Source organism: Anaerobacillus sp. (assembly GCF_046314235.1).
Classification (GTDB): Bacteria; Bacillota; Bacilli; order Bacillales; family Anaerobacillaceae; genus Anaerobacillus.
Window position 1 is genome coordinate 277,224 of sequence record NZ_JBKBWN010000005.1, and the last position, 16,361, is coordinate 293,584.

Below are 16,361 nucleotides of genomic sequence, written 5' to 3' on the forward strand. Positions count from 1 at the left end.
ATTATCCAACCTCCTTATCTTGCTCGATCTGATCAATTGGAATATGATAGCCGTGATCTTCTTTTACAGATCTGATAATCATACAACCTAAAGTTATACCAATTCCGATAATAGAAATCACATACGTGTGATAAATAAAGCCAAAACTAGCAATGAATAAGCCGATAGACATAATTAATGGTAAAATCGATCCGTTTGGCATATGAATTTCACCTAGCGGTTCTGCTACAGGTAATCTCTTATTGCCTTTCATCTTCTCATACCATAATGCATCTAACTCACGAACAACTGGTGTTTGTGCAAAATTGTACTCTTTGACTGGAGTGGAAGTTGCCCACTCAAGCGTACGACCATCCCAAGGATCGCTAACTGCTTTCTCATTTCTTGAAACAAAAATGTTAGCTAGAAGAATGATGAATGCAACCGCCATAAAGAAAGCACCAATTGTACTAATAAAGTTTAAATTATCTAGACCTTGCCCCTCTAAGTAAGAAGCTACACGTCTCGGCATACCCATTAAGCCTAGGAAATGCTGAACGAAGAAGGTTAAGTGGAAACCAATAAAGAATAACCAGAAAAACCATTTCCCCAATGTTTCGTTTAACATCGTTCCGAATATTTTTGGCCACCAGTAGAATGTACCAGCAAATAAACCAAACACTACCCCACCGATGATTACATAGTGAAAGTGAGCTACAACAAAGTACGTATCATGGAACTGATAGTTAGCTGCAGATGTTGCAAGCATTACTCCAGTGACTCCACCTAATACGAATGAAGGAATAAACCCTAAGGCAAACAGGTTTGCTGTTGTAAATCTAATTCTTCCACCCCATAGTGTAAGTAACCAGTTAAAGATTTTAATTCCTGTTGGAACTGCAATCGCCATTGTTGCAACAGCGAAAATTGCATTTGCAACTGGCCCCATTCCAACTGTAAACATATGGTGCGCCCACACCATGAAGCCTAAGAAACCAATGATTAAAGTTGCAAATACCATTGCACTATAACCAAACAAACGCTTTTTCGAAAATGTTGATAGTACTTCTGAGAAAATACCGAATGCCGGTAGAACTAGAATATAAACTTCTGGATGCCCAAATATCCAGAATAAATGTTGCCAAATAACAACGTTACCGCCTGCTTCGACTATAAAGTAGTTTGCTCCGAATAGACGTTCAAACATTAGTAGGAAAAGACCTACAGTTAAGGCAGGAAAAGCAAATAAAATTAATGCAGATGCAACAAATGTACTCCATGTAAATAAAGGCATCTTCATCATTGTCATCCCTGGTGCTCTCATTGTAATAATCGTTACGAGGAAGTTAATTCCTCCAATTAAAGTTCCTGCACCACTAATTTGCAATCCTAAAACATAATAGTCTAATCCTGTACTTGCATATGCTGCACTTGATAATGGAACGTACGCTGTCCAACCTGCATCAGGGGCTCCCCCAAAGAACCAACTGAGGTTAAGTAAAATTCCACCAGATAAAAATAACCAAAATCCTAATGAGTTTAAGAACGGGAATGCAACATCCCTTGCACCAATTTGTAATGGGACAATAAAGTTCATAAATCCAAATAATAACGGCATAGCTGCTAAGAAGATCATCGTTGTACCATGCATTGTAATTAATTCGTTAAAAGCTTGCGCACTTACAAAGTTTGACTCTGGAAACATTAGCTGTACTCGTATTAACATGGCTTCTAATCCACCTAACACGAAGAAAAACGCACCGGCAACCAAATACATAATCCCAATTTTCTTATGGTCTACCGTCGTTAGCCAATCCCAAAGTGTACTTTTATTATTAGCCACTGAGTTTGACAATGAAGCTTCCTCCTTTTCTTTCGGTTAGTCTAGGACTTTTAAGCCCTTCATGTATTCGATTAATGCTTTCATATCATCATCATTAAGATGATTAAACGCTGGCATTTTATTACCGGGTTTTACACCAGATGGATTACGAAGCCATTCTTCTAAATTTTCATCAGTCGGCTCTAAAAATCCTGCATATACCGTTCTTTCACCAAAGTTTGTTAAGTCAGGTCCACCCATCACAGGATTTCCACCTACACCACCAACAGCATGGCAACCAATACAACTCGCTTGGAAGACCTCACGACCTGCTTCGGCTAGTTCAGAAACCGGTTCAGCTTCTTGATTCATGTTTGCTACCCACTTTTCGAATACTTCTGGTTCAACAGCAACAACTTTAAAGTCCATCAACCAATGGGCTTCACCACAAAGCTCGGTACATTTCCCTTTATAGATCCCAGGATTTTCTGCTTTAATCCACATATCATTTGTAATACCAGGAACATTATCTTGCTTACCTGCTAAAGCAGGAACCCAAAATGAGTGCATAACATCAGCAGCTTCTAGTTGAACAATTATTTTCGTATTTGTAGGAATGTACATATCTTGACCTGCTACTATGTCGTGGTCTGGATATTCAAATTCCCACCAAAATTGATGTCCTGTTACTTTTACGGTAATCGAGTTTTCGTCTGCTTCAACATTCGCCAATGTAAACGTATCCATGACATTAGGAATAGCAAGGATAATTAGTAAAAGAATTGGGACTGTTGTCCAAATAAGTTCTAGTGTGTGATTCCCTTCAACCTGTTTCGGGATATGCTTGTCACCTGGCTTTTCTCGATATCGCCATAGCACAAATGCAAAAATGGCAAATACGACTACAATGACAAAAATCATGACATAAAGACTAAGCTTGATAAGAGATAACTGCATTTCTGCAACCGGTCCTTGTGGATCAAGGGCCGTTAAATTCGCTTCACCACAGCCCGCAAGCAACAACATAAGTGCTGTTAACGGGAGTAGTCTGCTAAGTAGTTTCATCAAAGCTGTAAACCTCCCCTTTTTTATATTTATAATTGATTTATTTCTAAACAATATGGATAACAACCATCAGAATAAAAATTATTGTCAAGTAGTTAAGTGAATATACAAACATTAATCTAGCCCATTTCATATCATCTTCCATCACAAACCCAGCAATACCAAGAGCTAACCAACCAAACCCTAATATTGCTGCAATTGTAGTGTAAACTGGACCAAACATCGGTGATAAGAGCAGTGAAATAGGTATAAGTGCTGCAACATATAAAACCATTTGACGTTTAGTAACAGAAAAACCTGATACGACAGGAAGCATCGGAATGCCTGCATTTCGATATTCCTCACAACGCTTCATTGCTAAAGCTAAAAAATGAGGTGGTTGCCAGATAAACATGATAAGAAACAATACCCACGCAACCGGATGTAAGCCAGGATCAATTGCTGCCCAACCAATAAGTGGCGGAACTGCTCCTGAAACACTACCAACAATTGTATTTAATGATGTTGTTCTTTTTGTCCACATCGTGTAGATAACTACGTAAAAGACAAGTCCCACAATTCCTAGTACTGCTGCACTTAGGGAAGCTAGCAGTAAAAAAAAGGTTCCTAGTGCTGATAAGAATAAACCAAATAGTAACACTTGTTTTTCTGGAATTTTACCTGTTACAGTTGGTCTTTCATTAGTTCTCTCCATTAAATGGTCGATATCTCTATCTATATAGTTATTTAAACTACACCCACCTGCCATGACAAGCGCCGATCCAAGAAGACCAAAAATAACAAGATGTAAATGTGAACTTGAGAATAATTGAATATCCAAATAGTAAGCAGCCAGAAACATTCCCGCAAAAGCAGTAATCATATTAGACATTACGATGCCAACTTTTGTTAAGGCAAGAAAATCTCTCCATGTTACGTTTGAATTATTAGTATTCGTTTTCGAATTAGTTATTGATGACTCCAAAATTTCTGCACCCTCTAAAACGGTTTTATTCAATATCTTCACCTCCGTAATCTATGAGACTATTAAGTTATTAATGACAAGTTGTTATTATAGCATTTTTCTTTTGTACTATAAACTAGTTTAATAACATTTACTTAGTGCAAAACAACTTAATACTCACATTATAAATGATAATGCAGTGATTTTCATCACTTATATTTTCCATTTTTATTTTGATACGTAGATAATAACATTTTTAATTTAATAATGGTAATAATATGCTTACTCATTGAAATTGACATTTCTCGAATTTGTTCTTAAAATGATAAGGACTCAAAAAAGTTATAATAGACGTATCTTTATAAAGGTTAGGTGAACAATTTGAATAAACGGCTTAAACTATTTTCGATACTAACCACCATTGGCATGATTATTGTATTACTACAAGGTGCCTTAGTTACAAAAACCGAATCAGGTCAAGGCTGCGGTGATTCATGGCCACTTTGCCATGGACAAGTAATTCCAGAAACGATTAATACACTAGAAACAATTATTGAATATAGTCACCGAGCGGTTTCTGCAATTCTTGGCATCATGGTTATTATTCTAGCAATTTGGATGTGGAAAAAACTGCCTCATGTACGTGAGACAAAATTGCTTGCGATAATTGCGATATTATTTATTATATTTCAAGGGTTATTAGGTGCCGCAGCGGTGATGTGGGGACAATCATCAGCTGTTTTAGCTCTACATTTTGGATTTTCACTCGTCTCATTTGCTAGCGTTCTATTACTGACAATACTAGTTTTTGAGGAAGATAAAGGACCACAGGTTAGATCACCTCGTATATCGTTAAGTTTTAAGTGGTTTATCTACTTCGTATTTACTTATTTATATTTAGTCGTTTATACGGGTGCCCTTGTCCGGCATACAGGTTCAAGTCTTGCTTGTGCTGGTTGGCCACTTTGCAACGGTCAAATTATCCCCCCGTTAAAGGCTAACATTGCGGTTCAGTTTGGTCACCGTGTTGCAGCAGCGTTAATGTTCATTGTTATTATAGCTTTAGTCATACATGTTTACCGTTATTATAAAGACGAAATTACCCTTCGCTATACAGTTGTCATCTCCTTAATCCTTGTTTCAATTCAAGTATTAAGTGGTGCGTACGTAGTCTTTACACAATTAAGTCTGCTTTCTTCAATGCTTCATGCATTTATTATTACTTGTCTGTTCGGTACGATAAGCTATTTAGTCATGTTAGCAACTAGAGCAAAGTAAGATTGCCAAGTCACAGCCGCGGTAACACGACCGTCATTAGTCTAGTAAAAATAGTCAGTTAAAGAAAAGAAGCTTTCCCTTATGGGAGAGCTTCTTTTCTTGTTCTATTAAAAATCTTATGCTTTGAAATGTTGGAAAATGTGTAAAAAAAAGAAAGGGAATCCCCCTCTCTTACATTTTATTCATTTTTCAGTTCAACTAATAAATCACCGGTCTGAATTGCTTCTCCATTTTGAATATAGAGACGAGACACCACTCCGTTAAATGGAGCTTGGACAGTCGTTTCCATCTTCATTGCTTCAGTGATCATCAGATGATCACCTTTTTTGACCTTATCTCCGTTTTCGACTAGTGTTTTAACAACCGTTCCAGGCATTGTTGCAGCAATATGATTAGGATTTTCTTTATCAGCTTTCGTTTTTGCAATAACTGTCGTTTCTACATTTTGATCTTTAATCACTAATTCGCGCGGTTGACCATTTAATTCAAAGTAAACGACACGCGTTCCATCCTTTTGAGCTTCACCAACAGACACGAGCTTTACGATCAGGGTTTTTCCTTGTTCAATTTCAACTTCGATTTCCTCCCCAAGACGAAGACCGTATAAAAATGTTGGTGTATCAAGAACGGAAACATCACCAAATTGCTCATAAAAACGTTGATGATCTAAGTAGACTTTCGGGTATATAGCATAAGAAAGCATATCAAAATCAGTAACTTGACGGTTCAACTTCTCAAATAATTCCTTTTTAACGACTTCAAAATCTACTGCTGGTAAGCTTTCACCAGGCCTTCCAGTAATTGCTTGTTTGCCTTTTAAGATAATCTCTTGTAGTTTTACTGGGAATCCTTTATATGGTTGCCCTAAGTAACCTTGGAAAAATTCAACAACTGAATCTGGAAAATCAAGTGATGAACCTTTCTCATAGACATCTGCCTCTGTTAAATTGTTTTGTACCATAAATAACGCCATGTCACCAACAATCTTAGACGAAGGAGTTACTTTTACAACATCTCCAAACATGTCATTTACAGTACGGTACATTTTTTTCACGTCATCCCAACGACTCTTTAGACCTACCGCTTTTGCCTGTTGTTGTAAATTGCTATATTGTCCACCTGGCATTTCATGCTCATACACCTCAGAGTGCGGAGAAAGCATGCCACTTTCAAAGCCTTGATAAAATTTTCTCGTATCTTCCCAGTAGATCCCTAATTTTTCGATAGCATCAATATTTACCTTTGGTTGACGCTCACTACCTGCTAGGGCATAAATTAAACTATTTGCACTTGGTTGAGATGTAAGACCAGCCATTGAACCTACTGCTACATCAACAATATCAACACCTGCTTCGATGGCTCTAGCATATGTGTAAATTCCATTGCCACTTGTATCGTGAGTATGCAGATGAATTGGGATTGATAGTATCTCTTTTAAACTGGAAACTAATCGGTAAGCAGCTTCTGGCTTTAATAGACCCGCCATATCTTTAATTCCTAGTATATGAGCCCCTGAGCGCTCTAATTCTTTTGCTAAATTTTTATAATAAATCAAATCATATTTTGATCGGTTCGGGTCTAAAATATCACCAGTGTAGCACATTGTCGCCTCGGCGATTTTGCCTGTTCCACGAACCGCGTCAATCGATAATCTCATTCCGGGAACCCAATTCAACGAATCAAAAATCCGGAACACATCAATTCCAGCTTCAGCTGATTTTTGAACAAATTCTTTAATTACATTGTCAGGGTAATTCGTATAGCCTACAGCATTCGATGAACGAAAGAGCATTTGTAGAAGAAGGTTAGGCATTCTCTTTCTTAAAGTTAACAGTCGGTCCCAAGGGTCTTCATGCAAAAACCTCATTGCAACATCAAATGTAGCTCCCCCCCACATTTCCGAAGAGAAAAGATTTGGTAGCATTCTTGCTGTTGGTTCAGCTATTTTTTTTAAGTCATGGGTTCTCACTCGGGTTGCCAACAATGATTGATGCGCGTCTCGAAAAGTTGTATCAGTTAATAATACTTCTTTCTGTTCGCTCACCCATTTGGCAACGCCCTCAGCACCTTTTTCCTCTAAAATTTGTTTTGTACCATTTGGAAAGGGCTCAGATAGCTTAAATTTAGGAATAATCGGCTCATCGAATACAGGCTTTTTCATCTTCTCTAGCCCTGGATAGCCATTGATTGTTGTTTCTCCAATAAACGAAAGCATTTTCGTTCCTCTATCTTTTCGTTTTGGAAAGACAAACAATTCAGGTGTAGTATCAATAAAAGAAGTGTTGTATTCACCATTTAAAAACTTTTCATGCTGCACAACATTTTCTAGAAAGGCGATATTTGTTTTGATACCACGAATACGAAACTCCCTTAGGTTTCTTAACATTTTTGAAGCTGCATCCTCAAAACTTAGGGCCCATGTTGATAGCTTCACTAACAGTGAATCATAATATGGTGAGATAACTGAACCTTGAAATCCATTACCCGCATCAAGCCGAACACCAAAACCACCGCCTGAACGGTAAACCATAATCTTACCGGTATCCGGCATAAAATTATTACTTGGATCCTCTGTCGTTACTCGCGACTGAATAGCATAACCATGGCATATAATTTTATCCTGCATTGGGATGTTTAGCTTTTTACCATGAATTTCTTCACCATCTGCAATATAAATTTGCGCTTGGACAATATCAACTCCAGTAACCATCTCAGTTATTGTATGCTCTACTTGCACACGCGGATTTACTTCAATGAAGTAAAATTCGCCCGAGTCAGTAACTAAAAATTCAACAGTACCGGCATTAATATAGTTGACCTTCTCCATTAATTGAACTGCAGCAAGACATATTTGCTCACGAACCTCTTTAGACAACGATACACTTGGCGCAATTTCAACTACCTTTTGATGCCGACGCTGAACAGAGCAATCGCGATCATACAAGTGAATAATATTACCACTTTGGTCACCTAGTATTTGCACTTCAATATGTTTTGGATTTTCTATAAATTTTTCTACATATACCTCATCATTACCAAATGCTGATTTAGCTTCTGATTTTGCGCGATTGTAAGCTTCATGTAGTTCTTCTTTCGAACGGACAATTCTCATTCCACGACCGCCACCACCTAAGGAGGCTTTAATAATGAAAGGGAAACCATGATCTATAGCAAAAGTTTCAACTTCTTCAACAGATTCGACTGGTCCATCACTTCCTGGAATAACTGGCAAGCCGGCTTTTATTGCTTGTGTTCTAGCCTGAACTTTATCACCAAACATATGCAAATGTTCAGATTTCGGACCAATAAAAATGATACCTTCTTCTTCGCAACGTTTTGCAAAGTGGATATTCTCTGATAGAAAGCCGTATCCTGGGTGAATGGCATCGACATCATATCTTTTCGCTAAGTCAATAATGCCATCTATGTCTAAGTATGCGTCTATCGGTTTTTTTCCTTCACCTATTAAATACGCTTCATCAGCTTTATAACGGTGATAGGCTCCTGTATCTTCCTTTGAATAAATAGCTACAGTGCGGATATGTAATTCTGTACAGGCTCGAAAAATACGAATAGCGATTTCACCTCGATTTGCTACTAATACTTTCTTAATCTTTGTTAACCTATTCATGTTACTCCTCCTTATCTAAATCATATTTCAGTCGAAATATGTCGCCTAAACTCATAATTAAACCATCTGATGAGCTGATGATTATCTCTTAAATTGAACTTAATACTTATCATATCATTTTTTGTTAATAGATTTAAAGTGTATCATTACAAAAAATAGAATTTTTTAAAACTTTAGACTTTTTAATTTTTAGTTTCTTAAAAAAGCAATAAGCAGTACTAAAAAAAAAAAAATGACTCTGTATTTTAACAAATCCCCTTAAGATAATTATTAGGAGATATGAGAAATCAATACATTGAGTCACCTTTTTTAATCATTATAATCGTTTTGTTGAAGCTTCATGAAGAGCTGCTAATTCACGTTCTAGTTCAGATAATAATTGCTTGCCCAATTCTTCTTCAATTAACTCAAGTCGAATTGCAAAATCAATTTCTCTCGACAAACCAAACATTTGTGTATCTAAAACCTCTTCATAAAGAGGGCATTGCGGCATTGTTAAATTCGTCATCTGAACATCAATAAGCTTTAAGATCTTATTTGCATCCGCTTTAAGAAGGGCGTACGCTTTTTCAGAATGTCCCGTTACAGCTTCTTTAGACATGTTTATTCCCTCCCATACCCGAGTCCTATCACTGTCCCTTATGTCACTATGATAGCTTTTATAGTAAGAAAATGCAATATATTAGAAGTATTTATAGAATTATTATCCCAAAAACTAGAACGCCTATAAAACGACTCGTTGCTAACCTTCAAAATACATTTTATATTTTAAATAAAAACAGTCTATTTCTAACATCGCTAATTCCCTTCCTATCAAAATATGCTGAGATCATACCTACTCGATAAACTTTCTAATAATTTCATACCAGCAACACTATTTCCTCTGTCATCTAGAGCCGGTCCGTAAATCCCTACCCCAATTCCATGCGGCACTGAACCCATTATTGCTCCTGAAACGCCACTTTTTGCTGGTATGCCGACTTTAATAGCAAATTCTCCTGAAGAATTATACATTCCGCATGTAACCATAAATGTTTTTAATATTCTCGCTATATGTAATGGGATAATTTGACGTTCTGTATTCGGATTTTTACCGTCATTTGCAATCACATAGCCTAATTTTGCCAAATCATAACAATCGACTTGTATGGCACATTGCTTCGTATAAAGATTTAGCAGTTCCTCTACCACGCCTTTAACAACGCCATGTTGCTTCATAAAATAACAAAGAGAACGGTTCAAAAACGCTGTATCTAATTCAGATTTAGCTACACGCTCACAATAGGTAATCTCGGGATTACATGTCATTTCATGAACTAGGCTCAAAATCCTTCCCAATTTTTCATCAATTGTTTCACCAATAATCATGTTTGTTACAGCTAGTGCTCCTGCATTAATCATAGGATTTAGAGGTTTAGAGGGTACATTAGATTCTAATTTAGCAATTGAATTAAAAGGATCTCCAGTCGGCTCCATCCCTACCTTTGAAAACACATATTCCTCCCCATGGTCCATAAGTGCTACAGCAAGTGTGATTACTTTCGATATACTTTGTAATGTAAACTTTTCACGTATGTTTCCTGCTGCAATGCAGTCACCCTTTCCACGATATATCGCTATTGAAAGTGTTTCAGGATTTGCCTCACCTAACGCTGGTATATAGTCAGCAACTACGCCTTCTTTGGTGTATTTTTTTGCTTCAACCACCATTGTGTTTAGCGTTTCTACATCCAAGCTTTGTTTCATATTAACAACCCCTTCTATTCTCTCTATAATAGTAGAATAGCCCGTACTAAATCAATTAATAAGAAATAAACGTAAAAAAAGGCTAGACACCTATTACAGCGTTAGCCTTCATTCATTTTTTACTACGCATATGAATTAACATTACCAGCTTATAGTATATCTGCTGCTAACTGAGCAAGCCCTGACCGTTCGCCTTTTTCTAATTTTACATGCCCACTAATTTTTTCCCCTTTAAACTTTTCAACAACATAGGTAAGTCCATTATTATACTCATCTAAATAAGGGTGATCAATTTGCTGTGGATCCCCCATTAATACGATTTTACTTCCTTCACCAACTCTTGTTAAGATTGTTTTTACTTCATGTTTCGTTAAGTTTTGAGCCTCATCAATAATAATAAATTGGTCTGGAATACTTCTCCCGCGAATATACGTTAATGCTTCGACCTGGATTGATGCCATACCTGCTAGTATTTGATCTAGCTCCCCAGGTTTCTTCGTATTAAATAAATAATCTAAATTATCATAAATCGGTTGCATCCACGGTCTAAGCTTCTCTTCTTTTTCACCAGGTAAATAACCAAGGTCTTTTCCAACTGGGACAACTGGTCTTGCTACTAATAGCTTCTTATACTCATGGAGATCCTCTGTTTGCAAAAGACCTGCAGCTAGCGAAAGTAGTGTTTTTCCAGTACCAGCCTTCCCCACCAAAGTCACTAATGGCAAATCATCTCTCAATAATAACTCAAACGCCATTCGTTGTTGAACATTTCGTGGTTTTATCCCCCAAACTTGATCAAGTTCCCTTATTAATGGAATGACTAATCTGCAATCCTTATCTACTTTACCAATAGCTGATGCAGAACTACCTAGTTCATCTTTCAAAATGACAAATTGATTTGGATATATATTTTTATATCTTAATTCTTTTATATCGATTTTTTGTTCTTTGTAATATTTATTCAAAACTTCCAAGCCTACATAAACCTCAACATAACCTGAGTATATATGGTCAGAAGTTAAAACCCTATCGCTAAGAAAATCCTCTGCTTGAATGCCAATTGCATCTGCCTTCACTCTCATCAGGGCATCCTTCGATACCAAAATAACTGGTTTCCCGTCCCCCTTCAGATTTTCTTCTAATTGTAAGTTCAGTGCAACTGCAATAATTCGGTTATCATTGCTTTTTTCATCAAACATATCTTTCATTTTTTCAAATGAGCGATGATTTAATTCTACTCTTAATTGGCCACCATTTTCTAAACGAACCTTGTCATGGAGTTTCCCTTTTTCTCGAAACTGATCCATAAGTTTTGCTACCTGCCTGGCATTTCGACCAATCTCGTCCATATACCGTTTTTTCGAATCAACCTCTTCTAATACTATTGCAGGAATTACTACTTCATTTTCCTCAAATGCAAAAATTGCAAATGGATCTTGCAGTAATACATTCGTATCTAAGACGTAGATTTTATTCAACGTCACGCCTCCTTGATTAAGTAAATTGGGAATGGTGTCTTATTATTAAGTTATGCATAGAAAACTAAAATGAGATAGCGTGGCCAAAAAATTATTAAATAAAACATTTCAAAGGGGCTTTTTCTAGGCAAAATAAGTTAATGGAAAAGATATTTCACTATAAATGTATGTACAACAGAATAAAGATAGACGAAGAAACGAACAATATTTATAAATATTTACTATGAAAGGGATGATTTATTATGAAAACCATTCAATTATGTATATATGTAATAACTGTTTCGTTACTTTTTGCTTGTCAGCCAAATGCGACAGAGGAACACAAACCAGGTAATCAACAACCTCTAGGGATAGCTGAACAAGGAAAAGATCCAAGACAAAAAGAAACCAAAACTGCGGAAGAAATCGCAGAACATTTAGTACATCTTACAGAACGAGTTCCAAATGTTAATAGTGCAACTGCTATAGTGTTAGGTGATTTAGCTGTTATTGGGATTGATGTAAAAGCAGGATTAGACCGCTCTGATGTCGGTATCGTAAAATACGAAGCTGCTGAAGCATTGAGTAATGACCCTCATGGTGCATATGCGTTTATTAGTGCGGACCCTGATATTAATGCAAGACTAAAAGAAATGAGAAAAGAAATTAATGCTGGGCACCCAATTGCAGGAATTATGGATGAGTTAGCAGGGATTATTGGTCGAATTATCCCTGTAGTTCCCGGAGCAGAGCATAGAAAGTCAGAACCTGAACCAACAGATGCTAATCAAGGAAGACTTAGTGAAGATCAAAATCGTAATTTAAAGGAAATTCAAGAAGAACAAGGAAAAAGAAATATGGATGATGAAAAGTTAAGTGGACACCCTAACGACGATGGAACTGAGCGGGAAAAGCGAAAGCAGCTGCGAGAAGAAAATAGTAATTAAAAACAAAAAAGCTTAGTCCAAGACTAAGCTTTTTTCATTGCGTTCATAACTTGATTATCTAGTTTTTCTGCAGCTTCTTTGTCATATGTTTTTTCATATTGCGGAGCTATAGAAATTTTCGATCCATAAAACATAACATCACGTACTTCCTTAATTTGTATTTCTATGAGAGCTAATTTTAATGGAACCTCTTCTAACTTTTCTACTTTCACACCAGCTAATCCGCTAATAGAATATGTAGACTCGTTACCAATAATATTCAGAACAACTTGCGAGTTAGCTTTGATGTTCTGAACTATTCGTGACCGGTTATCTACAGCAAAACGAATGGCTTCTTTAGTTGGGGCGAAAACCCATGAAATTGCACTTACATTCGGACCGCCAGTTTCGTGATCTACAGTTGCAATAGTGACAAAAAGCTCTTTTTGAAGTAATTGGAATAAATCATCTGTTAATACAACTTCTATTTGATTTGCCAACGTACGAACCTCCTTAATAAATTTGCGAAATAATGCTCCCTGCAAAAATACCATTGAAAAAAGTTTGTTACAATTATACTATACCTTTTTTTTCCTCAGGTTAAAACCATTAAGCACTCGTTTTTATAATCTGGCTAGATATCGAGAATAGTTTGAATGAAGAATGATCAAGTTAAGTAAATATCAAATCAAAAAATGTAAAAATGTGGATAATAATTAAACAAGCTGAGTTTAAATCTACTGCCACTTCACAATAACTAATATTTAAACTATAATGCTTGTATACACTTCCAAAAGAAAAAGCAATCTGTTTATCAATAAAAGGTCACCTTTTCAAATTTTCAGCTGCTGCCCGGTAACTTCGACTAGAAGTCAGGCTTATCCGAGTAACTTCTCTTTCCTTTGAACTAGAGCAGAGATGGAGGTGGTGGCAGATGAATATATAGTTGAAGGTACCACTGTTAGTAACGGGGTGAGAAAATTGAGAGTAAAATGTGTTATTTGTGATAAGATTGAATCCATTGAAAATGAATCTTTTTTAGCAAAAAGATTACGAAACAGGCCAATACATACGTACACATGCACGAGTTGTCATGACCGCATCACAGAACGAACAAAAGCACGACTTGCAACAGGAAAATTCCGAATAAATAAGCCTGTGCAGGAGGATGATGATTGGTAGACATAAATTACTGTACTGATCGACACTGAGTAAAATAAAAAGCTGACAAAAAGGATCATCCTTTCTGCCAGCTTTTTTTTTAACCATTAACAGCTTTTTCTCGTTTTTCCTTGTGAAGCCGATATTTATAAGCTCCTAACACAAATGTCGCAATCAGTAATGATTCTACAACTGGAAGACGTAGTGCAAGAATAGTCATAAAAATTGACCCAAATAATAAAACAATGTAAACAACAACTGTTTTTAAAATTGGAAGCTTCCTTGCAAATCCGAGATTAAAAACAATAATCGTTAGCACAACTACTATTAAATATAGCATTGAAAATGCGAATAAAAATTGTTCAGGATTTCCAGCTCCTAGTGCTTCAGCTAAAGATGAAAAATTTGGTGTGACAATCTTTCCCTCAGAAGTACCCATACTAAGCCCTCCTTACGAGCAAAATTTTACCCTTGAGTTGCTATTTTCTTTTTCTTTTCGATGCGCTCACGTTCGTTTTTATCTAAAATTTTCTTTCTTAAACGAATAGAAGTAGGTGTAATCTCACATAATTCATCATCATTCAAATATTCTAATGACTCTTCTAATGTCATGATTTTAGGTTTTTTCATTGTAACTGTTTGGTCTTTATTAGCTGAACGCATATTTGTCATTTGCTTAATTTTTGTAATATTAACGGTAATATCATTTTCACGAGTATGTTCACCAACAATCATACCTTCGTAAACTTCAGCACCTGGATCTACGAAAATAATACCACGGTCTTCAACTTGCATAATTCCGTATTGACTAGCTTTTCCATTTTCCATTGATACTAGAACACCTTGACGTCTTCCGCCAACACGTCCTTCAAGTAATGGCTGATAGCTATCAAACGTGTGGTTAATAATTCCGTAACCTCTTGTTTGAGTCATAAACTCTGTCGTATAACCAATTAAACCACGGGCTGGAACTAGGAATTCAAGGCGAACATGACCACTGCCATTATTAACCATATTTAACATTTCACCTTTACGCTCACCAACTGATTCCATAATTGCACCTGTAAATTCATCTGGAACGTCGATTTGTACACGTTCAACAGGTTCTGAACGAACGCCATCAACCTCTTTAACGATTACTTCAGGTTTTGACACTTGTAGTTCAAAACCTTCACGTCTCATGTTTTCAATTAAGATAGATAAATGAAGTTCACCACGGCCAGAAACAACCCATGCATCAGGTGAATCTGTGTTATCCACTCGTAAACTTACGTCTGTTTCAAGTTGTGCACGAAGACGTTCTTCAATTTTTCTACTTGTAACAAATTTACCTTCACGGCCAGCAAATGGGCTATTATTTACTGAGAAAGTCATTTGTAATGTTGGCTCATCAATCCGTAAGATTGGAAGTGGTTCTTGGTTATCTAAAGGACACACCGTTTCACCAACGTTGATTTCTTCCATACCAGAGATTGCAATAATGTCCCCAGAGATAGCTTTTTGAATTTCTACACGTTTTAAACCTAAGAAACCAAACAGCTTTGTAACTCTAAATTGTTTTACAGAACCATCTAGCTTCATTAACGCTACAGGTTGCCCTACTTCAATACTCCCTCTAAATACACGTCCAATTCCAACTCTTCCTAAATAATCATTGTAATCTAACATTGTTACTTGGAATTGTAAGCCTTCGTCACTATTATCAATTGGTGCGGGAATATAATCTATAATGGCTGTGAATAAGTCAGTCATATTTTCTTGTTGATTTGCTGGATCAGGATCTAAACTTGCCGTTCCATTAATTGCTGAAGCATAAATAACTGGGAATTCCAATTGTTCTTCATCAGCCCCTAAATCAATTAATAGATCAACAACTTCGTCAACTACCTCTAGAGGTCTTGCAGAAGGTTTGTCAATCTTATTGACAACAACGATCGGTTTTAGGTTTTGTTCAAGAGCTTTTTTAAGTACAAAACGAGTTTGTGGCATACAACCTTCGTATGAATCGACAACAAGCAAAACACCGTCAACCATTTTCATAATTCGTTCAACTTCACCACCGAAATCGGCATGTCCAGGTGTATCTAAAATATTTATTCTTGTCTCTCCATATTGAAGAGCGGTGTTTTTAGCAAGAATTGTAATACCTCTCTCTTTCTCGATAGCATTTGAATCCATTGCTCTTTCTTCTACATGTTCATTTGTTCGAAACGTACCTGATTGGTGTAACAACTTATCAACAAGAGTTGTTTTACCGTGGTCAACGTGGGCAATAATTGCGATGTTTCGAATATCTTCTCGTTGCTTCATCTATTTTGTCTCTCCTTATTTATCCATATATTTTTCCGAATTT

At 36.5% G+C, this 16,361-nt stretch carries 13 protein-coding genes; 3 read left to right on the plus strand and 10 right to left on the minus strand.

Annotation, left to right across the window (positions count from 1 at the left end; genetic code table 11):
• Position 1: 1 nt before the first annotated feature.
• The 3 genes from ctaD to cyoE are packed head-to-tail and all read right to left on the minus strand — an operon-like array spanning position 2 to position 3,881.
• Positions 2-1,834, minus strand: a complete 1,833-nt coding sequence (gene ctaD, locus ACK4M9_RS09335; RefSeq protein WP_409849679.1) for a cytochrome c oxidase subunit I — start codon at positions 1,832-1,834, stop codon at positions 2-4.
• 24 nt (positions 1,835-1,858) lie between these two features.
• Positions 1,859-2,866, minus strand: a complete 1,008-nt coding sequence (gene coxB / locus ACK4M9_RS09340; RefSeq protein WP_409849864.1) for a cytochrome c oxidase subunit II — start codon at positions 2,864-2,866, stop codon at positions 1,859-1,861.
• Positions 2,867-2,912: 46 nt separating this feature from the next.
• Positions 2,913-3,881, minus strand: a complete 969-nt coding sequence (gene cyoE, locus ACK4M9_RS09345) for a heme o synthase (RefSeq protein WP_409849866.1) — start codon at positions 3,879-3,881, stop codon at positions 2,913-2,915.
• Positions 3,882-4,181: 300 nt separating this feature from the next.
• On the opposite strand from cyoE, the gene ACK4M9_RS09350 reads away from it, so the two are divergent.
• The gene (locus tag ACK4M9_RS09350; protein WP_409849681.1) at positions 4,182-5,087 is read left to right on the plus strand and encodes a COX15/CtaA family protein; all 906 of its coding nucleotides are present in this window, start codon (positions 4,182-4,184) and stop codon (positions 5,085-5,087) included.
• A 178-nt stretch (positions 5,088-5,265) separates the two neighbouring features.
• On the opposite strand, the gene pyc is transcribed toward ACK4M9_RS09350, so the two are convergent.
• The 4 genes from pyc to ACK4M9_RS09370 all read right to left on the minus strand — a co-directional run bounded on the left by pyc (position 5,266) and on the right by ACK4M9_RS09370 (position 11,942).
• Complete coding sequence (gene pyc, locus ACK4M9_RS09355; RefSeq protein ID WP_409849683.1) at positions 5,266-8,718, minus strand: pyruvate carboxylase; 3,453 nt, start codon at positions 8,716-8,718, stop codon at positions 5,266-5,268.
• 316 nt (positions 8,719-9,034) lie between these two features.
• A complete protein-coding gene (locus ACK4M9_RS09360) occupies positions 9,035-9,319 on the minus strand; it encodes an Fpa/YlaN family protein (protein WP_409849685.1) in 285 nt (94 codons plus the stop codon).
• Between the two features lie 212 nt (positions 9,320-9,531).
• Entirely contained in the window at positions 9,532-10,464 is a 933-nt protein-coding gene (glsA, locus tag ACK4M9_RS09365; RefSeq protein WP_409849687.1) for a glutaminase A, read from the minus strand.
• A gap of 149 nt (positions 10,465-10,613) precedes the next feature.
• A complete protein-coding gene (locus ACK4M9_RS09370) occupies positions 10,614-11,942 on the minus strand; it encodes a PhoH family protein (RefSeq protein WP_409849689.1) in 1,329 nt (442 codons plus the stop codon).
• A gap of 242 nt (positions 11,943-12,184) precedes the next feature.
• On the opposite strand from ACK4M9_RS09370, the gene ACK4M9_RS09375 reads away from it, so the two are divergent.
• Positions 12,185-12,868, plus strand: a complete 684-nt coding sequence (locus ACK4M9_RS09375) for a YhcN/YlaJ family sporulation lipoprotein (RefSeq protein WP_409849691.1) — start codon at positions 12,185-12,187, stop codon at positions 12,866-12,868.
• A gap of 23 nt (positions 12,869-12,891) precedes the next feature.
• On the opposite strand, the gene ACK4M9_RS09380 is transcribed toward ACK4M9_RS09375, so the two are convergent.
• Positions 12,892-13,347 (minus strand): pyridoxamine 5'-phosphate oxidase family protein, encoded by a 456-nt coding sequence (locus ACK4M9_RS09380; protein WP_409849693.1) that lies wholly within the window; start codon positions 13,345-13,347, stop codon positions 12,892-12,894.
• A gap of 481 nt (positions 13,348-13,828) precedes the next feature.
• On the opposite strand from ACK4M9_RS09380, the gene ACK4M9_RS09385 reads away from it, so the two are divergent.
• Positions 13,829-14,029, plus strand: coding sequence for a YlaI family protein (locus tag ACK4M9_RS09385; RefSeq protein ID WP_409849695.1), 201 nt, complete (start codon positions 13,829-13,831; stop codon positions 14,027-14,029).
• Between the two features lie 79 nt (positions 14,030-14,108).
• Here the strand turns inward: ACK4M9_RS09385 and ACK4M9_RS09390 are convergent, their stop codons facing one another.
• Both ACK4M9_RS09390 and typA read right to left on the minus strand, forming a co-directional pair.
• Positions 14,109-14,447, minus strand: a complete 339-nt coding sequence (locus ACK4M9_RS09390) for a YlaH-like family protein (protein ID WP_409849697.1) — start codon at positions 14,445-14,447, stop codon at positions 14,109-14,111.
• A gap of 26 nt (positions 14,448-14,473) precedes the next feature.
• Positions 14,474-16,318 carry a translational GTPase TypA gene (gene typA / locus ACK4M9_RS09395; protein WP_409849699.1) on the minus strand — a complete coding sequence of 615 codons (1,845 nt, stop codon included), beginning with the start codon at positions 16,316-16,318 and terminating at the stop codon, positions 14,474-14,476.
• Between the last annotated feature and the right edge of the window lie 43 nt (positions 16,319-16,361).

Bases quoted from the DNA above. Each gene is read 5' to 3' on its own strand.
- coxB (WP_409849864.1), bottom strand. From the start codon at position 2,866: ATGAAACTACTTAGCAGACTACTCCCGTTAACAGCACTTATGTTGTTG.
- pyc (WP_409849683.1), bottom strand. From the start codon at position 8,718: ATGAATAGGTTAACAAAGATTAAGAAAGTATTAGTAGCAAATCGAGGT.
- ACK4M9_RS09360 (WP_409849685.1), bottom strand. From the start codon at position 9,319: ATGTCTAAAGAAGCTGTAACGGGACATTCTGAAAAAGCGTACGCCCTT.
- glsA (WP_409849687.1), bottom strand. From the start codon at position 10,464: ATGAAACAAAGCTTGGATGTAGAAACGCTAAACACAATGGTGGTTGAA.
- ACK4M9_RS09375 (WP_409849691.1), top strand. From the start codon at position 12,185: ATGAAAACCATTCAATTATGTATATATGTAATAACTGTTTCGTTACTT.
- ACK4M9_RS09390 (WP_409849697.1), bottom strand. From the start codon at position 14,447: ATGGGTACTTCTGAGGGAAAGATTGTCACACCAAATTTTTCATCTTTA.
- typA (WP_409849699.1), bottom strand. From the start codon at position 16,318: ATGAAGCAACGAGAAGATATTCGAAACATCGCAATTATTGCCCACGTT.